This window comes from Maridesulfovibrio spiralis (SeqCode), from assembly GCF_048571135.1.
Taxonomy (GTDB): domain Bacteria; phylum Desulfobacterota; class Desulfovibrionia; order Desulfovibrionales; family Desulfovibrionaceae; genus Maridesulfovibrio; species Maridesulfovibrio spiralis.
The window spans coordinates 925075-939347 of the sequence record NZ_CP182344.1; the positions used below are offsets into that span (position 1 = coordinate 925075).

Annotated in this window: 15 protein-coding genes; 9 read left to right on the forward strand and 6 right to left on the reverse strand. The window is 50.0% G+C overall.

Features of this window, described 5'->3' with window-relative positions:
• Positions 1-10 precede the first annotated feature (10 nt).
• The 5 genes from ACNI29_RS04155 (at position 11) to ACNI29_RS04175 (ending at position 2903) form a co-directional block, all read left to right on the forward strand.
• Positions 11-907: a DMT family transporter gene (locus ACNI29_RS04155; RefSeq protein WP_419780922.1), complete on the forward strand. Its 897-nt coding sequence runs from the start codon at positions 11-13 to the stop codon at positions 905-907.
• 131 nt (positions 908-1038) lie between these two features.
• Positions 1039-1293, forward strand: a complete 255-nt coding sequence (locus ACNI29_RS04160; protein ID WP_419780923.1) for an FmdB family zinc ribbon protein — start codon at positions 1039-1041, stop codon at positions 1291-1293.
• A 33-nt stretch (positions 1294-1326) separates the two neighbouring features.
• The gene (gene hemC, locus ACNI29_RS04165) at positions 1327-2253 is read left to right on the forward strand and encodes a hydroxymethylbilane synthase (protein WP_419780924.1); all 927 of its coding nucleotides are present in this window, start codon (positions 1327-1329) and stop codon (positions 2251-2253) included.
• The gene (locus ACNI29_RS04170; RefSeq protein WP_419780925.1) at positions 2240-2509 is read left to right on the forward strand and encodes a helix-hairpin-helix domain-containing protein; all 270 of its coding nucleotides are present in this window, start codon (positions 2240-2242) and stop codon (positions 2507-2509) included. The genes hemC and ACNI29_RS04170 overlap by 14 nt, the downstream gene beginning before the upstream one ends.
• Before the next feature lie 172 nt (positions 2510-2681).
• Positions 2682-2903, forward strand: a complete 222-nt coding sequence (locus ACNI29_RS04175; RefSeq protein ID WP_419780926.1) for a hypothetical protein — start codon at positions 2682-2684, stop codon at positions 2901-2903.
• Positions 2904-3004: 101 nt separating this feature from the next.
• On the opposite strand, the gene selD is transcribed toward ACNI29_RS04175, so the two are convergent.
• Both selD and cobT read right to left on the reverse strand, forming a co-directional pair.
• A complete protein-coding gene (gene selD / locus ACNI29_RS04180) occupies positions 3005-4045 on the reverse strand; it encodes a selenide, water dikinase SelD (protein ID WP_419780927.1) in 1041 nt (346 codons plus the stop codon).
• A gap of 300 nt (positions 4046-4345) precedes the next feature.
• Positions 4346-5425 carry a nicotinate-nucleotide--dimethylbenzimidazole phosphoribosyltransferase gene (cobT, locus tag ACNI29_RS04185; RefSeq protein ID WP_419780928.1) on the reverse strand — a complete coding sequence of 360 codons (1080 nt, stop codon included), beginning with the start codon at positions 5423-5425 and terminating at the stop codon, positions 4346-4348.
• Positions 5426-5495: 70 nt separating this feature from the next.
• Here cobT and ACNI29_RS04190 point away from each other — a divergent pair, with 70 nt between their 5' ends.
• Positions 5496-6332, forward strand: a complete 837-nt coding sequence (locus ACNI29_RS04190; RefSeq protein WP_419780929.1) for a WcbI family polysaccharide biosynthesis putative acetyltransferase — start codon at positions 5496-5498, stop codon at positions 6330-6332.
• Here the strand turns inward: ACNI29_RS04190 and ACNI29_RS04195 are convergent.
• From ACNI29_RS04195 to pyrR, 3 genes are read right to left on the reverse strand one after another with little or no spacing between them, the layout of a single operon-like run.
• Positions 6329-6925 carry a hypothetical protein gene (locus tag ACNI29_RS04195; RefSeq protein WP_419780930.1) on the reverse strand — a complete coding sequence of 199 codons (597 nt, stop codon included), beginning with the start codon at positions 6923-6925 and terminating at the stop codon, positions 6329-6331. The genes ACNI29_RS04190 and ACNI29_RS04195 overlap by 4 nt on opposite strands.
• Entirely contained in the window at positions 6925-7488 is a 564-nt protein-coding gene (gene thrB, locus ACNI29_RS04200; protein WP_419780931.1) for a homoserine kinase, read from the reverse strand. The genes ACNI29_RS04195 and thrB overlap by 1 nt, the downstream gene beginning before the upstream one ends.
• Positions 7489-7534: 46 nt before the next feature.
• The gene (gene pyrR, locus ACNI29_RS04205; RefSeq protein ID WP_419780932.1) at positions 7535-8071 is read right to left on the reverse strand and encodes a bifunctional pyr operon transcriptional regulator/uracil phosphoribosyltransferase PyrR; all 537 of its coding nucleotides are present in this window, start codon (positions 8069-8071) and stop codon (positions 7535-7537) included.
• Positions 8072-8212: 141 nt separating this feature from the next.
• Here pyrR and ACNI29_RS04210 point away from each other — a divergent pair, with 141 nt between their 5' ends.
• Positions 8213-10699 carry a heavy metal translocating P-type ATPase gene (locus tag ACNI29_RS04210; RefSeq protein WP_419780933.1) on the forward strand — a complete coding sequence of 829 codons (2487 nt, stop codon included), beginning with the start codon at positions 8213-8215 and terminating at the stop codon, positions 10697-10699.
• 2 nt (positions 10700-10701) lie between these two features.
• Positions 10702-11541, forward strand: coding sequence for an arginase family protein (locus ACNI29_RS04215; protein WP_419780934.1), 840 nt, complete (start codon positions 10702-10704; stop codon positions 11539-11541).
• 73 nt (positions 11542-11614) lie between these two features.
• On the opposite strand, the gene ACNI29_RS04220 is transcribed toward ACNI29_RS04215, so the two are convergent.
• A complete protein-coding gene (locus ACNI29_RS04220) occupies positions 11615-12202 on the reverse strand; it encodes a tetratricopeptide repeat protein (protein WP_419780935.1) in 588 nt (195 codons plus the stop codon).
• Positions 12203-12836: 634 nt separating this feature from the next.
• On the opposite strand from ACNI29_RS04220, the gene ACNI29_RS04225 reads away from it, so the two are divergent.
• On the forward strand, positions 12837-14213 hold the full coding sequence (locus ACNI29_RS04225) for an alanine/glycine:cation symporter family protein (protein ID WP_419780936.1): 1377 nt from the start codon (positions 12837-12839) through the stop codon (positions 14211-14213).
• Positions 14214-14273 lie beyond the last annotated feature (60 nt).

The following is a 14273-nucleotide window of genomic DNA, read 5'->3' on the forward strand; positions in this document are numbered from 1 at the left end:
ACCATTCTTAATGAAGACCGAAATACATAATTCGCTAACATCCGCAAAGCCGATGCACAAAGTACTCACCGGTGCTTTCATAATCAGTTTTTCAGCTGTATGGGTCGGGTTGGCTGATGTTCCGGCAACCACTTCAGCATTCTACCGGGTAGCATTTGGGGCTTTTTTTTTGCTCACAGCTGCAGTTTTCACAGGAGAATTGAAACATATCAAATTCAAGCAGGTGGTTCCATATAGCATTTGCGGATTTTTATTTGCTCTGGACCTGTTCTTTTGGCATGAGAGCATCTTATGTGTGGGCCCCGGTTTGGCTACGATTCTAGGGAATTGTCAGGTCTTCATAATGGCCCTCTGCGGCGCCTTGTTTTTGGGCGAAAAGTTAACCCCACGATTTGTACTCTCTTTACCCGTAGCAATTTTCGGTCTGCTTCTCCTGATTGGTTTTGATTGGTCTGAGCTTTCCCCTTCATCAATCAAGGGTATTGTTTACGGCTTACTGACAGCTCTTTCCTATGCCTTATTCATGCTGATGCTGAGAAGAGTCCAAGCACGCAGCGAAGGAGATCTTTTATACTCGCCGCTGCTTTTTGTGTCTGCCTTCTGCGCTGTATTTCTGACTGTCCCAATATTTCTAACAGATACTTCTCTTGTAATTCCTGACCTGAAATCCTTTGGTTCACTGCTTACGCTGGGTTTATTCAGTCAGGCATTAGGCTGGATCATGATAGCGACAGCCATGCCGAAGATTCCGGCATCCATAACCGGGCTTGTACTTCTACTTCAGCCATTCCTAGCATTTCTCTGGGATGTTTTAATTTTTTCCAGACCCACAACATTTGTCCATTGGCTGGGTGTTATCGTTACCCTCACGGCAATATATTTAGGAGTATCAGGGAAACAAAACTAATATTTTAACTTACTCCCTGACCTTGCCATATACACATCCGTACTTATATGTAGCCCAGACATTGCCCCGCTTGATAATTTGGGCTATGCAATTTTTCGCAACAGATATTTCAAAGCACGGAGTAAATATAGATGCCTATTTTCGAATATAAATGCGCAGACTGCGGCAAGGAATTCGAGGAGCTGGTTTTCAACCGCGACGAATGCCCTCCCTGCCCGGACTGCAAATCAGATAAAACCGAAAAACTTATGTCCGCATGTAAGTTCACAACAGGCGGCGGAGCTCCCGACATGGGAGATTTCGCGCCCTCATCCACTCCTGCGCCTTCCACCAGCAGCGGATGTGCCGGATGTTCCGGCGGTGACTGTTCTTCCTGCGGCAGTTAGATTCATAAAAATTTCAAAACAAACGGCAGCAAAATGAGAAAAATTACCATCGCGACCCGCGGCAGCAAGCTTGCTCTCTGGCAGGCTAACCACATTTCCGATCTTCTGCGTGAAGAGTACCCCGGTATTGAAGTTCAACTGCTCAAGATCAAAACTAAAGGCGACAAGATTCTGGACGTCCCGCTGGCAAAAGTTGGCGGTAAAGGCCTTTTCGTCAAGGAAATCGAAGAAGCCCTGCTTGATGGCCGGGCAGACCTCGCCGTACACAGCATGAAGGACGTTCCCACCGAACTTCCCGAAGGCCTTGAAGTCGGCGTAATCCCCCCGCGTGAAGCAGAAACCGACACTCTGCTCTCAGTGAAATACGATTCCCTTAAGGATCTGCCTGCGGGTGCTGTTGTGGGCACAAGCAGCCTGCGCCGTCAGTCTCAGGTTCTGGCCCTGCGTGGTGATCTCAAAATTGAATCCCTGCGCGGCAACCTCGATACCCGAGTGCGCAAACTGCTCGACGGTGAATTTGACGCCATTGTTGTTGCCACAGCCGGTCTGAACAGACTCAAACTTTCCGCTCCCAAAAGCGAAATCCTCGGTCCCCCGACCTTCCTGCCTGCTGTAGCACAGGGCGCTCTGGGCATTGAATACCGCATCGAAGACACTGAAATTCAGGACATCCTGAGCTTCATCCACGATGAGACCACTGCCCGTCAGGTACGCGCGGAGCGCGGCTTTCTGACCGGACTGGACGGTGGCTGCCAGGTTCCCATCGCAGCATGGTCCCAGCTTGATGGCGATCAGGTCAAACTGACCGGATTCGTAGCTGACATAGACGGCTCCAGCCCCATCCGCATGGAAAAATCCGGCCCCACTGAAGACGCATGGAACATCGGCCTCGCTCTTGCCGAAGAAGTTCTCGCAGCCGGAGCTAAAGAGATTCTCGATCGCGTTTATGAAAAATGCTGATCCCAAAATAATTAAGTCTTTCCAAACTATCCCCGGAGTAGGCAAATCCATCTCAATGGACCTCTGGAATCTGGGCTACCGTTCCCTTGATGAAATCAAAAACGAAAACCCGGACGACATGTACGCACGACTGAAAGATCTTGCCGGATGCCATGTGGACCGCTGCATGCTCTATGTATTTAGATGCGCGGTATACTATGTAGGTACCGAAAACCGGAACCCGGAACTGGAAAAATGGTGGAACTGGAAAGACTGATTTCATACGCACAACCAAAACCCGGAACACCATAATGTTCCGGGTTTTTCTATTTGTTATTATTTTTTTAGCTTCGACCCTAAAGTTACCAACCTTCTGTCCGATAAGAACATAAACAGGAATCATGTTCTTTTAAAATCTCATTTATAACTTCCAAGGACGGAGGTATACAATGGCAAACGCACCTGAACTCAATAAGGTGTCACAGGTACCGCCCATAAGGGACGAAGACCTTGCGAACTCAATGAAGAATTTGCAGAAGAAGAGACTGCAAAGAAAGGCGTACGCGGACCCAGATATGCACCGCGAGCTGGTGAGAATTATATCCTCACCTGTTTACAACGCCAATGCGGAACTTATTCAGGCAGTTACTAGCAGCCGTGGTTCCGCCTAAACAAAATTTCATATTAAGTAATCACCAATTCCTCCTCTCAAAAAGAAAGGCGCAGTTCTTTAAATGAACTGCGCCTTTTATATTTCGTATTTGGAAATCAGCTAACCGATCGACAGACGGGCCTCGCCGTTCACATGAGCTTTAACTTCACCCACATGAGCAGCCATATCACCAGCCTCCAGAAGCATATCCATGGCCTGCTGCAACCGCTCTTCAGGAACAGCCAGCACCAGCCCGCCGGAAGTCTGGGCATCGAACACAAGGTCGGTCTTAATAGCATCAGCAGTGTCCGCAGCCTGCACCTGAGAACTGCAGTAGTTACGGTTGGCAAAGCTCCCCGCCGGTATCATACCCATAGAAGCCAGCTCCACAACATCATCCATGAACGGAACTTTATCCAGCCAAAGGTCAACCGCTACGCCGGAGGCATCAGCCATCTCCAGCACATGTCCGCCGAGACCAAACCCAGTAACGTCAGTTGCGCCCTTAAGACCCAGCTCAGTAATAACCTTACCGCCGCCGCTGTTCAGCTTGGAAGCCCATTTGTAAACGTCTTCCTCAAATTTCTTTGCGCCGTCCCAATCAGCCTTCAGCGCAGTAGCCAGAACCCCGGTTCCCAGCGGTTTGGTCAGGAGCAGCTGATCGCCCTCGCGTAATCCCTTATTAGAAGCAAAGCCGTCAGGATCGACCATCCCGGTAACAGAAAGTCCGTACTTGATTTCATCATCTTCCACGCTGTGTCCGCCGGCCAGCACTGCGCCGGATTCGCGGATTTTATCCATGCCGCCTTTCAGGATTTCACGCAGGATCTCAGGGCCCATTTCTTTCATTGGATAGCAGACGATATTCATGGCCGTCCAAGGAACACCGCCCATGGCGTACACATCAGAAAGAGAATTCGCCGCTGCGATCTGCCCGAACCAGTAGGGATTATTGACCACCGGAGTAAAAAAATCCACGGTCTGGACCAGTGCTTTGCCCGCAGGAAAAGAGACTATGGCGGAATCCTCGTTCCCGCCCAGCCCGGTAAGAAGACGCTCGTCCTCCACGGCTAAACCGCACAAAACCTGCTCCAGGTCCCCCGGAGCTATCTTCGCCGCTCAACCAGCCGCTTTTACTGTCTTTACCAATTCTTTAGGCATATTTAAGATCCTTTTGATACGCTTCGCGCTTTTAGATTAATTGGATTTCGCCTCCGGCGGCCCTCCGGGGGCCAGAGAACCCTTTTGGAAAAAGGTTCTCTGGACTCTCCTAAAACTTTTGTTAAGCTTCGCTGATGGAAAACTTAATCTTTCATTAAAATATAAATATTCTTCAGTCCCTACCCGGCGAAGCCACAATAAAACGTCTTTTGGGAAGAGGGGATGGGGTCTGGGGAAGGGGAGAAACCCTTTTGGGCGTTAGCAAAAGGGTTTCTCCCCTTCCCCAGCCGCCGGCGGCAATCAACCTCCGGCATCGACTCCGGCATCATCGAATGACGCCATGTCGTTGTAAATATTTGCGGCTGCCCGAAGCATAAACATGGACAGGGCCGCGCCTGACCCTTCGCCGAGGCGCATGTCCAGATGCAGAAGCGGCCTGCGACCAAGGGCCTTGATGACCTTTGCGTAACCCGGTTCTGCCGAGGCATGGCTGAGCACGCAATAGCCGGACACTGCCGGACAAAGTTTCACGGCTGCGGAATAGGCCGCAGTAGAAATAAACCCATCGATACAAACCATCTGCCTGTTCTTTGCACCGCCGATAATCAACCCGGCAAGTGCTGCTATCTCATATCCGCCCAAAGCAGAAAGAATAGCAAGGGAGTCGGATGTACGCACGGTTTCGGCATTGGCTTCCAAGGCTCGCTGCACAACGCCGATTTTACGTTTGACACCTTCGGAGTCAATCCCCCCGCCCGGTCCGGTTATCTCAACGGGATTGAGATCGAAAAATGCGCAGTAAAGAGCGGTGGAGGGGGTGGTATTGGAAACTCCCATTTCCCCGGTCCCGAGCACTTTCACGCCCTCTGCATGGGCTTCGTCGGCAAGGCTGATCCCAAGTGCGATGGCTTGAAGACAGCTTTCTTCAGCCATAGCCGGACCTTTTGCAATGTTTGCGGTTCCACAGGCCACCCTGCGCTGGATAAGGCTGGGGTGTTCCGGGAAAGGCCCTCCCTGGCACCCGGCATCCACAACCATCAGCTCCACACCGGATGTGCGGGCCAGAACGTTGATGCCCGCTCCGCCTTCCAAGAAATTCTCCACCATCTGACGGGTTACTTCCTGCGGAAAATAGCTGACGTTCTCCTCATTTACCCCGTGGTCCCCGGCAATAGTGTAAATACGCGCCGGATCGGACTGCGGCGCCTTCCCGCCGGAAGCAATGTACATCTTCACCGCAAGGTCTTCCAGCCTTCCGAGGCTGCCGAGCGGTTTGGTCAGGTTATCCAGATGATCGCGGGCTGAGGATTCAAGGTCCGGGTCAACGGGCTGCACAGCACTAACGATTTTCTTTAATTCTGATCTGGAACATTCACTCATTATTTTAACCTCTTTTAGCCCTGCTGGCGTATTGAGAAACCATAAACTGCTGTGCTAGAGTTTTCCCGTAATGAAAAAAATTTGTCTTCTACACGCCAATTGTCAGGGAGAGCCGCTTGCGGAACTGCTTATGCTTAGTGCCGAATTCCGGGGCGAATATGAGCTGTACCGCTTCACAAATTATACACGTGAATTCATCCCCGACAATATAATCAATAATTGCCACCTTTTTCTATACCAGACTCTTGGCGACAACTGGGGGAATCACTCGTCTGCAAAACTCTGTGCCAGACTGAAAAGCAGTGCCAGCTCCATAGCTATTCCGAATATGCGCTTCCTGCATTATTGGCCGCTATGGTCCAGCGAACCGGGCTTCGATTACCGGGATAAATTCCTTGATTCACTACTTGACCGGGGATTGAACGAATCCCAGATTCTGCACCTGTGCATGAACACAAAGCTGACCAATATCTATAATTTGAATGAAATTCTGGAACAGTCGGAACAGATTGAGCGGGATAAGGAAAAACTTACCCCGATCAAATATGTGGACTGGATGCTTGAGCACTACAAGCAGATACCGCTTTACAACACCATCAACCATCCACGCACAGAACTGCTATTCCTGATGGCTAACGGAACACTGAAAGAACTGGGCATCGACCCTCTATCAAATCAGGATATCAGTGCTTTTCCACCGCCTTTCGCGGACTTTGAGCAACCCATACACCCACAGGTGGCCGAATATCTCGGTCTGGAATTCGGCGGCCCGCAGCAACGCTACCACGTCTACGGGGCCGAATTGACTTTTGAAGAATACGCCATGCGTTATATCAAATGCCGCAAAAACAGCATTGATGACTTCATCGGCTTTCTAATCGCCGCAGCACGCATGGGAAAGAACTAGCCGTTCAAATTCGGCGGTCCCATAACGATCATTTCAGCCAGAGTCAGGTCCACTTTTGGCATGGTTCTGATCTTGTTACCGAGCAGTCCCATTTCTAGTCCGACCAGCTCTTTGTAGAGCGGGGTGCGATCAACAACCGGCACATCCTCCATGTCCTTAGTCAAATCCTGACACTTGAAACAACCGGGGAAGGACAGCTGACGTCCGTTGGGCTGGCGCAGTGTGTTGACCACTCCGTGCATACGGCAGATCATCAGCCTGTGCTTGTAAGCCCCGCAAAGACCGTCATCGTTCAATGGACACATGATCTTCGGACGCACGCCGTTTTCCAGCATGGCCTTGGCATTACGCACATAATCTTCAGAGCGTCGGATGTACTCATTGCGCTTGTCTTCGGGCAGCTTGTTCAAGCCCTGCCAGAGGTAGGTCCATTCCACATAGGTGTGGTGCTGGAAATAACTGGTACAACAGTTTTCTTCACATCCTTCACAGGAAAGGCCGATCTTGGCAGATGTTTCAGAGTAAACAGAGGCCATGCGCTCATAAAGCGCACCCAGCTTGCGGAATACGGCCTGTCTGGTCATTTTTTTCATTATTTATCCTTAACTTCACTTACTTCTTTTGATTTAAGCCAATCATAAATCTGGTCAACGCACTCTTCTGGCGAGCAAATGTCTGTATCCACGGCAAAATCAGAGTACTGCTCGTAGAGGGGAACCCGTTCGTTGTAAAGACCTTCCAGTGTCTGGCCGGGAGTGATAGCCAGTCCGCGGTTCTCACCACCGCCAACTCGATTCTGGCAAGTCTCACCGGAAATACGCAGGTAGATTACCGGACCGAGGAGCTTAAGGCGTTCCATGGCCTTCGGGCCGTAAATTACGCTCCCTCCGGTGGATATGACCATACGGAAAACACCGATTCCGGAAACAATATATTCCTCTGACCTGCGGAACTCCTCCACGCCCAGATGATCAACGATCCCTTGAAGGGGACGTCCATAGTACCCCTCAATTACTGAATCGGTATCCATGTTCTCCCAGCCGAGCTTTTCAGCCAGAAGCGGTGCCAGAGTAGATTTTCCAGCCCCGGCCATGCCAATCAGTACAACAGAGCAATCCTCTGAAAATTCTTTATTCCATGCTTGCATAAAACACATCAAACCTTCCGGGCGCTTTGCGCTCCGCAGCTGAAAAAGAGGAAAATCAGGAACGGATGATAACTACTTTGTCTTCATCATCCCGTTCTTTGACCAGAACATTTACATGCTGGTCTTCAAAAGTGACCACTTCCTTTCCTACGTAATCGGCCCTGATTGGAAGTTCACGGTGCCCACGATCCACCAGCACCAGAAGCTCAACCCGGCGGGGACGTCCGAAATCAAGTACAGCCTCAAGAGCTGCCCGCACTGTGCGGCCGGAAAAAAGCACATCATCCACGAGGATGACCGAAGCGGATTCAATATCAAATGGAATCTCAGTGCAGTTGATGCTAGGCTGGCGGCTCAGGTTGGTCCAATCATCACGGTAAAGGTTGATATCCAGCTTACCTAAAGGAATTTTACGACCAAGCTTTTCATCCAGAATAAGTTTAAGCCTTTCCGCAAGGTCCGCACCACGGCGCTGAATTCCGATGATTGCAAGACTTTCACTATCTCCACGACGCTCAGTAACCTCTGAAGCAAGACGATCCAGAGTCCGGGCCATTGCCTTTTCCGAAAGTATAACTTTTTGTTCTTTCATATTATCCCACATCAAAAGAAGTTGATTCTTATTATCAAATTTGTTCAAATCACTTTTGTAAAACAACCTGCCGGGACTAGCTATAATTAATGTATCCGGGCAATGCAATCCCCGGAACCCGGCAAACAAGGATATATCAAAATGCACAGCAGATTTGAAATCAAAGGTATGACCTGCTCGGCCTGCTCAGCCCGGCTGGAAAGAGTTATCGGCAACATGGAAGGCGTAAAATCCGCCACAGTGAACCTTGCGGCAGAAACATTATCAGCTGACTATGACCCGCAAACAGTTTCAGCAGCTGACATAATCAATTCAGTTGAGATGGCCGGATTTGAAGCGATGGAGAAAATCGAAGGGACCGAGCTGACCCTGCCCGTGTCCGGGATGGCCTGTTCAGCATGTTCCGCACGGCTGGAAAGGGTTCTTAGCGCGACTGACGGGATTACCAATGCACAGGTCAGCCTTGCTTCGGAGACTGCGGCCCTGAACTTCAATCCAACAGAAATTTCACTGCGCGAAATCAGGCAGATCATCGCCGATGCCGGGTTTGAATCCGGCCAGATTCAATCAGCGCATAATGCCAAAGATAATTTCGAAAAGAGAAAAGCTGAAAACGCCGCCAAACTCGGCGAGATGAAACAAAGGCTCATCGCCGCCCTGGCATTCACCATCCCCTTACTAACCATCACCATGGGACACATGATCGGTATGCCGCTGCCGAACTCAATTGATCCTCACGCTTCACCGCTGGGCTTCGCTCTAATACAGCTGCTGCTAACCGCACCGGTGCTCTGGTTCGGACGCAATTTCTATCAGCAGGGCTTTCCCAACCTGCTACGCAAAACACCGAACATGGATTCGCTCATTGCGGTGGGAACTTCCGCTGCGGTGGTATATTCTTTGTGGAATACAATTGAAATCGGCCTTGGAATTGACGCCCATGCGCGAGCTATGGACCTATACTACGAATCGGCAGCTACTATCATCGCCCTGATCTCACTGGGAAAATTTCAGGAAACCCGTGCCCGCTCAAAGACATCCGCCGCCATTGAAAAACTCATGGACCTGACCCCGGCGCAGGCCATCCTGTTGCAGGATGGAGAACAGGTTTCCACTCCGATTGAAGAGATAGGCCCCGGAGACCTGATCCTGATCCGTCCGGGGGACCGGGTTGCAGCGGACGGTAAAGTTGCCGAAGGGCATTCCGATATTGATGAGTCCATGCTTACCGGGGAATCCATGCCTGTATCCAAAAACACCGGGGATGATGTTGCCGGAGGCACGGTCAATGTAGGAGGTGGAGCACTCAAAGTACGGGTCATCAATGTAGGCGAGAACACGGTCCTTTCCCGCATTATCCGTCTTGTGCAGGAAGCCCAGGGGTCCAAAGCACCAATCTCCAGCCTTGCCGATACCGTAAGCTATTATTTCGTGCCCACAGTTATGGCTATCGGCATAGTTTCTGCGCTGGGCTGGTTCTTTTTCAGTGATGAACCTTTTACGTTCGCACTGCGCATTTTTATCAGCGTAATGGTTATCGCCTGCCCCTGTGCCATGGGACTGGCAACCCCAACCGCCATCATGGTCGGGACCGGGCGCGGGGCGCAGCTGGGTGTGTTGGTTAAGTCCGGCGAGGCCCTTGAAACCGCAGGAAAAATCCAAACTATGATCTTTGATAAAACCGGGACCCTGACCTACGGTAAACCGGAAGTCTCCGAGACATTCACAATGCAGGGCCAAACACAGGACGAACTGCTCCTGCTGGCCGGATCGGCAGAAAAGCAATCCGAACATCCTTTGGCAAAGGCAGTAGTTAAGGCAGCGGAAAAGCTTGGCTCTCCTATGCCGGAAACAACATCCTTTAAAGCTGTCCCCGGACTGGGGATCAGCACGGAAACAAACGGGCAGGCTATGCTGCTCGGCAACCGTAAGTATCTGGAACAGAATTTCATCGGAGGTCTGGATGGCGAAGCAGCGAATGAAGCAAGCACTAGATTTGCAGCTTCCGGGCAAAGTCCGCTTTACGTTGCCATAAACGGGAAGCTGGCCGGAATTCTGGCCATTGCCGACCGGATCAAGGACGAAGCTCCGCAGACTATCCGTAAACTTAGGCAATTAGGCGTAGAAAGCGTGATGCTTACCGGTGACAACGAGAAAGTTGCCCACGCCATTGCTGCCAAAGCCGGGATTGATAAAGTCATCGCGCAGGTCATGCCTGACCGTAAAGCCGAAGAGGTGAACAAAGAGAAAGCAGCTGGACGCAAGGTAGCCATGATAGGTGACGGAATTAATGATGCTCCCGCTCTGGCTTCTGCTGATCTAGGCATCGCAATGGGGACCGGAATTGATGTTGCAATTGAATCAGGAGACGTAGTACTGATGAAGGGCGATCTGGGGGGAGTGATCACTGCACTATCCCTAAGCAGGGCAACGGTACGCAATATAAAACAAAACCTTTTCTGGGCTTTTGCTTTCAATGTGCTGGGGATTCCGGTAGCAGCAGGACTGCTGCACGTATTCGGCGGCCCTACGCTTTCGCCCATGTTCGCAGCTGCAGCAATGTCACTAAGCTCAGTTACTGTGGTCAGCAATGCATTGAGACTGAAATTCTTTAAACCGGAAGATTAAATTTGAAAGACATCACCCTTGTTTTCCCGCAATGGCAGGGCTCCATCGACAACGAAGCCCTTTATGAAGGTGCTTTGGCTCTGGCAGACGGAATTAACGGCCTGCCTTCAGTGCAACAGGTTCCCACTGCACCGTTCAGGGAGATTACCCCCGGAGGCAACATTGCGGGCAAGGATGACATCATCAAACAACTTCAGGAAGTAAACAACATACTGGAGCAGAAGCAACCCGACCGGGTCCTTTTGCTCGGCGGAGACTGCTCGACGGAGATAGGCCCGGTCTCATGGATGTCCCGAAAACACGGCGACAGCCTCGCGCTGGTCTGGTTTGATGCACACCCGGACCTCAATACTCCGGCAAGTTCGAAATCCGGTAGGCTGCAAGGCATGGCCCTTTCCGCTGTTCTAGGCAATGCAGGTAATGAAATAACCGAAACCATGTTTAAGCCGTTGCTTCCGAAACAGGTCTTCTGTGCCGGGACCAGAACTTTCGATCCCCCGGAACTGGAATTCATTGTCCGCAACAAAATGCCTTTCTTCGGTCCCGGCGAACTGGAACGCGACCCGGCGTGGCTGGCAAAACAAATCACGGAGGCCGGATTCAGCAAAGTCTATATCCACCTTGATGTGGATGCAGTCAATCCAATCGGCTTCAATCATGGCAAGCCCTCCCCGCCCGCAGGACTGCTCTTCGGCAACATATTGAAAATCATCGAAGAGGTAGGCAACAAAGCTCAAATATGCGGACTCGGGATCACTGAATTCCATCCCGGCAGCGAACGGGGAACAGAAAAAGCCGCGACTCTTATTGAAAAGAGTTTACCCGGATTTATTAAAAACTAATGCAACAAAGAATGCCGTACTGCAGTGATTACTGCAGTACGGCATTCTTACTATAACTATGCTTGAACAACGATTAAGAAAGGTCCCTGATCATATCCTTAATCGGTTTTCCGTTGGGTGTTTTTGCTGCAGGATTCATCTGGAGCAACCCTTTCCATACCTGAATAGCTTCAGCCTTATCCTTAAGATCGTAATAGAGCACTATTCCTTTATTAAACCGAGCAGTTTCATGCTCAGGTGAAGCGAGAATCGCTTTATCAAAAAACTCGACAGCTTTTTGCGAATTGCCGTTGCGGCGGTACATAACCCCCAGATCAGTCAGCACATGGGGATCATTAGGATTCAGGGCAATTGAATTGCTGTAAGCATCAATCGCTTTTGCGGGCTGATTGGTATCAAAATAAAGATTACCCAGCTTGGTCCACAGGTTAACGGAATTAGGCTGAGACTCAAGCAACCGTTTTGTATCTTCGATCTGCTGCTCAAATCCGCCACCGGAACTCATCCCACCTGCAGTCTGCGGCGTTGCAGATTCCTTAAATGCAGGAACAATCACACTGCCGAGAAACAATCCTGCAGCCAAGGCAGCAATAACAATAATTACAGTGTTATTGTTGCTGCCACTTGATGATTTGCCCTTATTTCTATTCTTTTTTCCCAAAACACATCTCCGAGCACTACCGGCCTCAAACTCCGGAGTGCATCTTGTGCACCTTGCACAAACAAAGTGCAAAAAATTACCACTTTGTGCAAAACCAGACCTGATTTCTCACAAAACAAGACTAAAAAACCGCCATTTCCAACCCTGTGCATAAAGCAATGACTATACCAGAAGGCCCCTGTTTAATCCTTGCCCCTTCCTGCATACGATGCGTCAATCCAACATTCAGTTTCTATTTTACAAAATAAGCAAATAGCAACTGATCCTAAAAAAGACGCTTGTGATTATCTCAAAATATACCCCGACATTTTTCTCAAAACGCAGCAACATACGTTGTATATTTTTTATTATGTAAGTTTTTTACAATGTACAAAAACACAACAGTTATCTACATAATCGTAGCATTTAACTGCAACACAACACCAATAACATTAATATCAGACGTAAAAACATCCTCATTCCGCAACAAAAACACGCATTTTTTGACGCAAAAAAGATTTAGCAATAAATTTCTTGCTCAATTCTTCTGCTTTATGTACGTATTTCAAAACAATATTTTGCAAAGGGGTAATCCTGCGAAACTTGTGCAATTATTTCGCAGAATCTTGGTGCTAAAACAAACAAGGGATGATTTATGGACTTTATGACTTCAATGGACGCAATTGTTGGTAAAATCGGTGCATTCGCATGGGGACCGCCCATGCTGGTTCTGCTGGTCGGTACAGGCTTCTGGCTTACTCTCGCACTGCGCGGCATCCAGTTCAGCAAACTTTTTTACGCATTGTATCTTGCTCTCATCAAACGCAAGGAAGACACTGATGAACCCGGTGACATCACCCACTTCCAGGCCCTGATGACAGCCCTTTCCGCAACAGTAGGTACCGGTAACATCGCAGGTGTTGCTACCGCAGTAGCAGTCGGTGGTCCCGGTGCACTTTTCTGGATGTGGATTACCGGACTTGTTGGTATGGCTACCAAATATGCTGAAGCAGTTCTGGCAGTTAAATACAGAGAAGTTGACGAAAATGGCGAAATGAGTGGTGGTCCGATGTACTACATATCCAAAGGCCTGAACATGCCTTGGCTCGGAACCCTCTTCGCAATCTTCGCTTCCTTCGCTGCTTTCGGTATCGGTAACATGGTTCAGTCCAACTCCGTTGCCGACGCTGTTGAAGCTACTTACGGCGTATCGCCTTACATTACTGGTGGACTGCTGATGGTCCTCACCGCTGCGGTTATCCTTGGTGGTATTAAGAAGATCGGTAAAGTTACCGGCCTGCTCGTCCCCATCATGATCGTTTTCTACATGGCCGGCGCAGCATACATCATTCTGTCAAACCTCTCCGAAGTCCCCGCTGCTTTCGCTCTCATTTTCGACCACGCTTTCAACCCCGCTTCCGCAGTTGGCGGTTTTGCAGGCGCAGGTGTAATGCTGGCTATCCGCATGGGTGTTGCCCGCGGTGTATTCTCAAACGAATCCGGTCTCGGTAGTGCTCCTATCGCAGCAGCTGCTGCACAGACCAAAGAGCCCGTTACTCAGGCTCTGGTTTCCATGACCCAGACCTTCATCGATACCCTGATCGTCTGTACCATGACCGGTCTGGTACTCATCCTCACCGGCGCATGGTCCAACGGAACCACCGGTGCTGAGCTGACAACCATCGCATTCTCCCAAGGCATGACCGGCGGTGCGCACATTGTTACCATCGGCCTTATCCTTTTCGCCTACTCCACCATCCTCGGCTGGTGCTACTACGGCGAAAAATCCATGGAATACCTGTTCGGTGTTAAGGCTATCCTGCCCTTCCGCCTCGTATTCATCTGCTTCGTAGGTGTTGGTGCCATCGCAAAGCTCAGCTTTGTATGGAACCTGTCCGACACCTTCAACGGTCTCATGGCTATCCCCAACCTCATCGGCCTGATTATGCTGACCCCGGTTGTTGTAGCTGAAACCAAAGCTTACTTCGCCAAGAAGAGCAAATCCGTAGCTGCTCAGTCTGAAACCAAATAGTCTGCAACAGCAACAGAGACAATTAAAATCCCCTGTCGCATTGCGGCAGGGGATTTTTTT

Bases quoted from the DNA above. Each gene is read 5' to 3' on its own strand.
- ACNI29_RS04155 (WP_419780922.1), top strand. From the start codon at position 11: ATGAAGACCGAAATACATAATTCGCTAACATCCGCAAAGCCGATGCAC.
- ACNI29_RS04160 (WP_419780923.1), top strand. From the start codon at position 1,039: ATGCCTATTTTCGAATATAAATGCGCAGACTGCGGCAAGGAATTCGAG.
- hemC (WP_419780924.1), top strand. From the start codon at position 1,327: ATGAGAAAAATTACCATCGCGACCCGCGGCAGCAAGCTTGCTCTCTGG.
- ACNI29_RS04170 (WP_419780925.1), top strand. From the start codon at position 2,240: ATGAAAAATGCTGATCCCAAAATAATTAAGTCTTTCCAAACTATCCCC.
- ACNI29_RS04175 (WP_419780926.1), top strand. From the start codon at position 2,682: ATGGCAAACGCACCTGAACTCAATAAGGTGTCACAGGTACCGCCCATA.
- cobT (WP_419780928.1), bottom strand. From the start codon at position 5,425: ATGAGTGAATGTTCCAGATCAGAATTAAAGAAAATCGTTAGTGCTGTG.
- ACNI29_RS04190 (WP_419780929.1), top strand. From the start codon at position 5,496: ATGAAAAAAATTTGTCTTCTACACGCCAATTGTCAGGGAGAGCCGCTT.
- ACNI29_RS04195 (WP_419780930.1), bottom strand. From the start codon at position 6,925: ATGAAAAAAATGACCAGACAGGCCGTATTCCGCAAGCTGGGTGCGCTT.
- thrB (WP_419780931.1), bottom strand. From the start codon at position 7,488: ATGTGTTTTATGCAAGCATGGAATAAAGAATTTTCAGAGGATTGCTCT.
- pyrR (WP_419780932.1), bottom strand. From the start codon at position 8,071: ATGAAAGAACAAAAAGTTATACTTTCGGAAAAGGCAATGGCCCGGACT.
- ACNI29_RS04210 (WP_419780933.1), top strand. From the start codon at position 8,213: ATGCACAGCAGATTTGAAATCAAAGGTATGACCTGCTCGGCCTGCTCA.
- ACNI29_RS04225 (WP_419780936.1), top strand. From the start codon at position 12,837: ATGGACTTTATGACTTCAATGGACGCAATTGTTGGTAAAATCGGTGCA.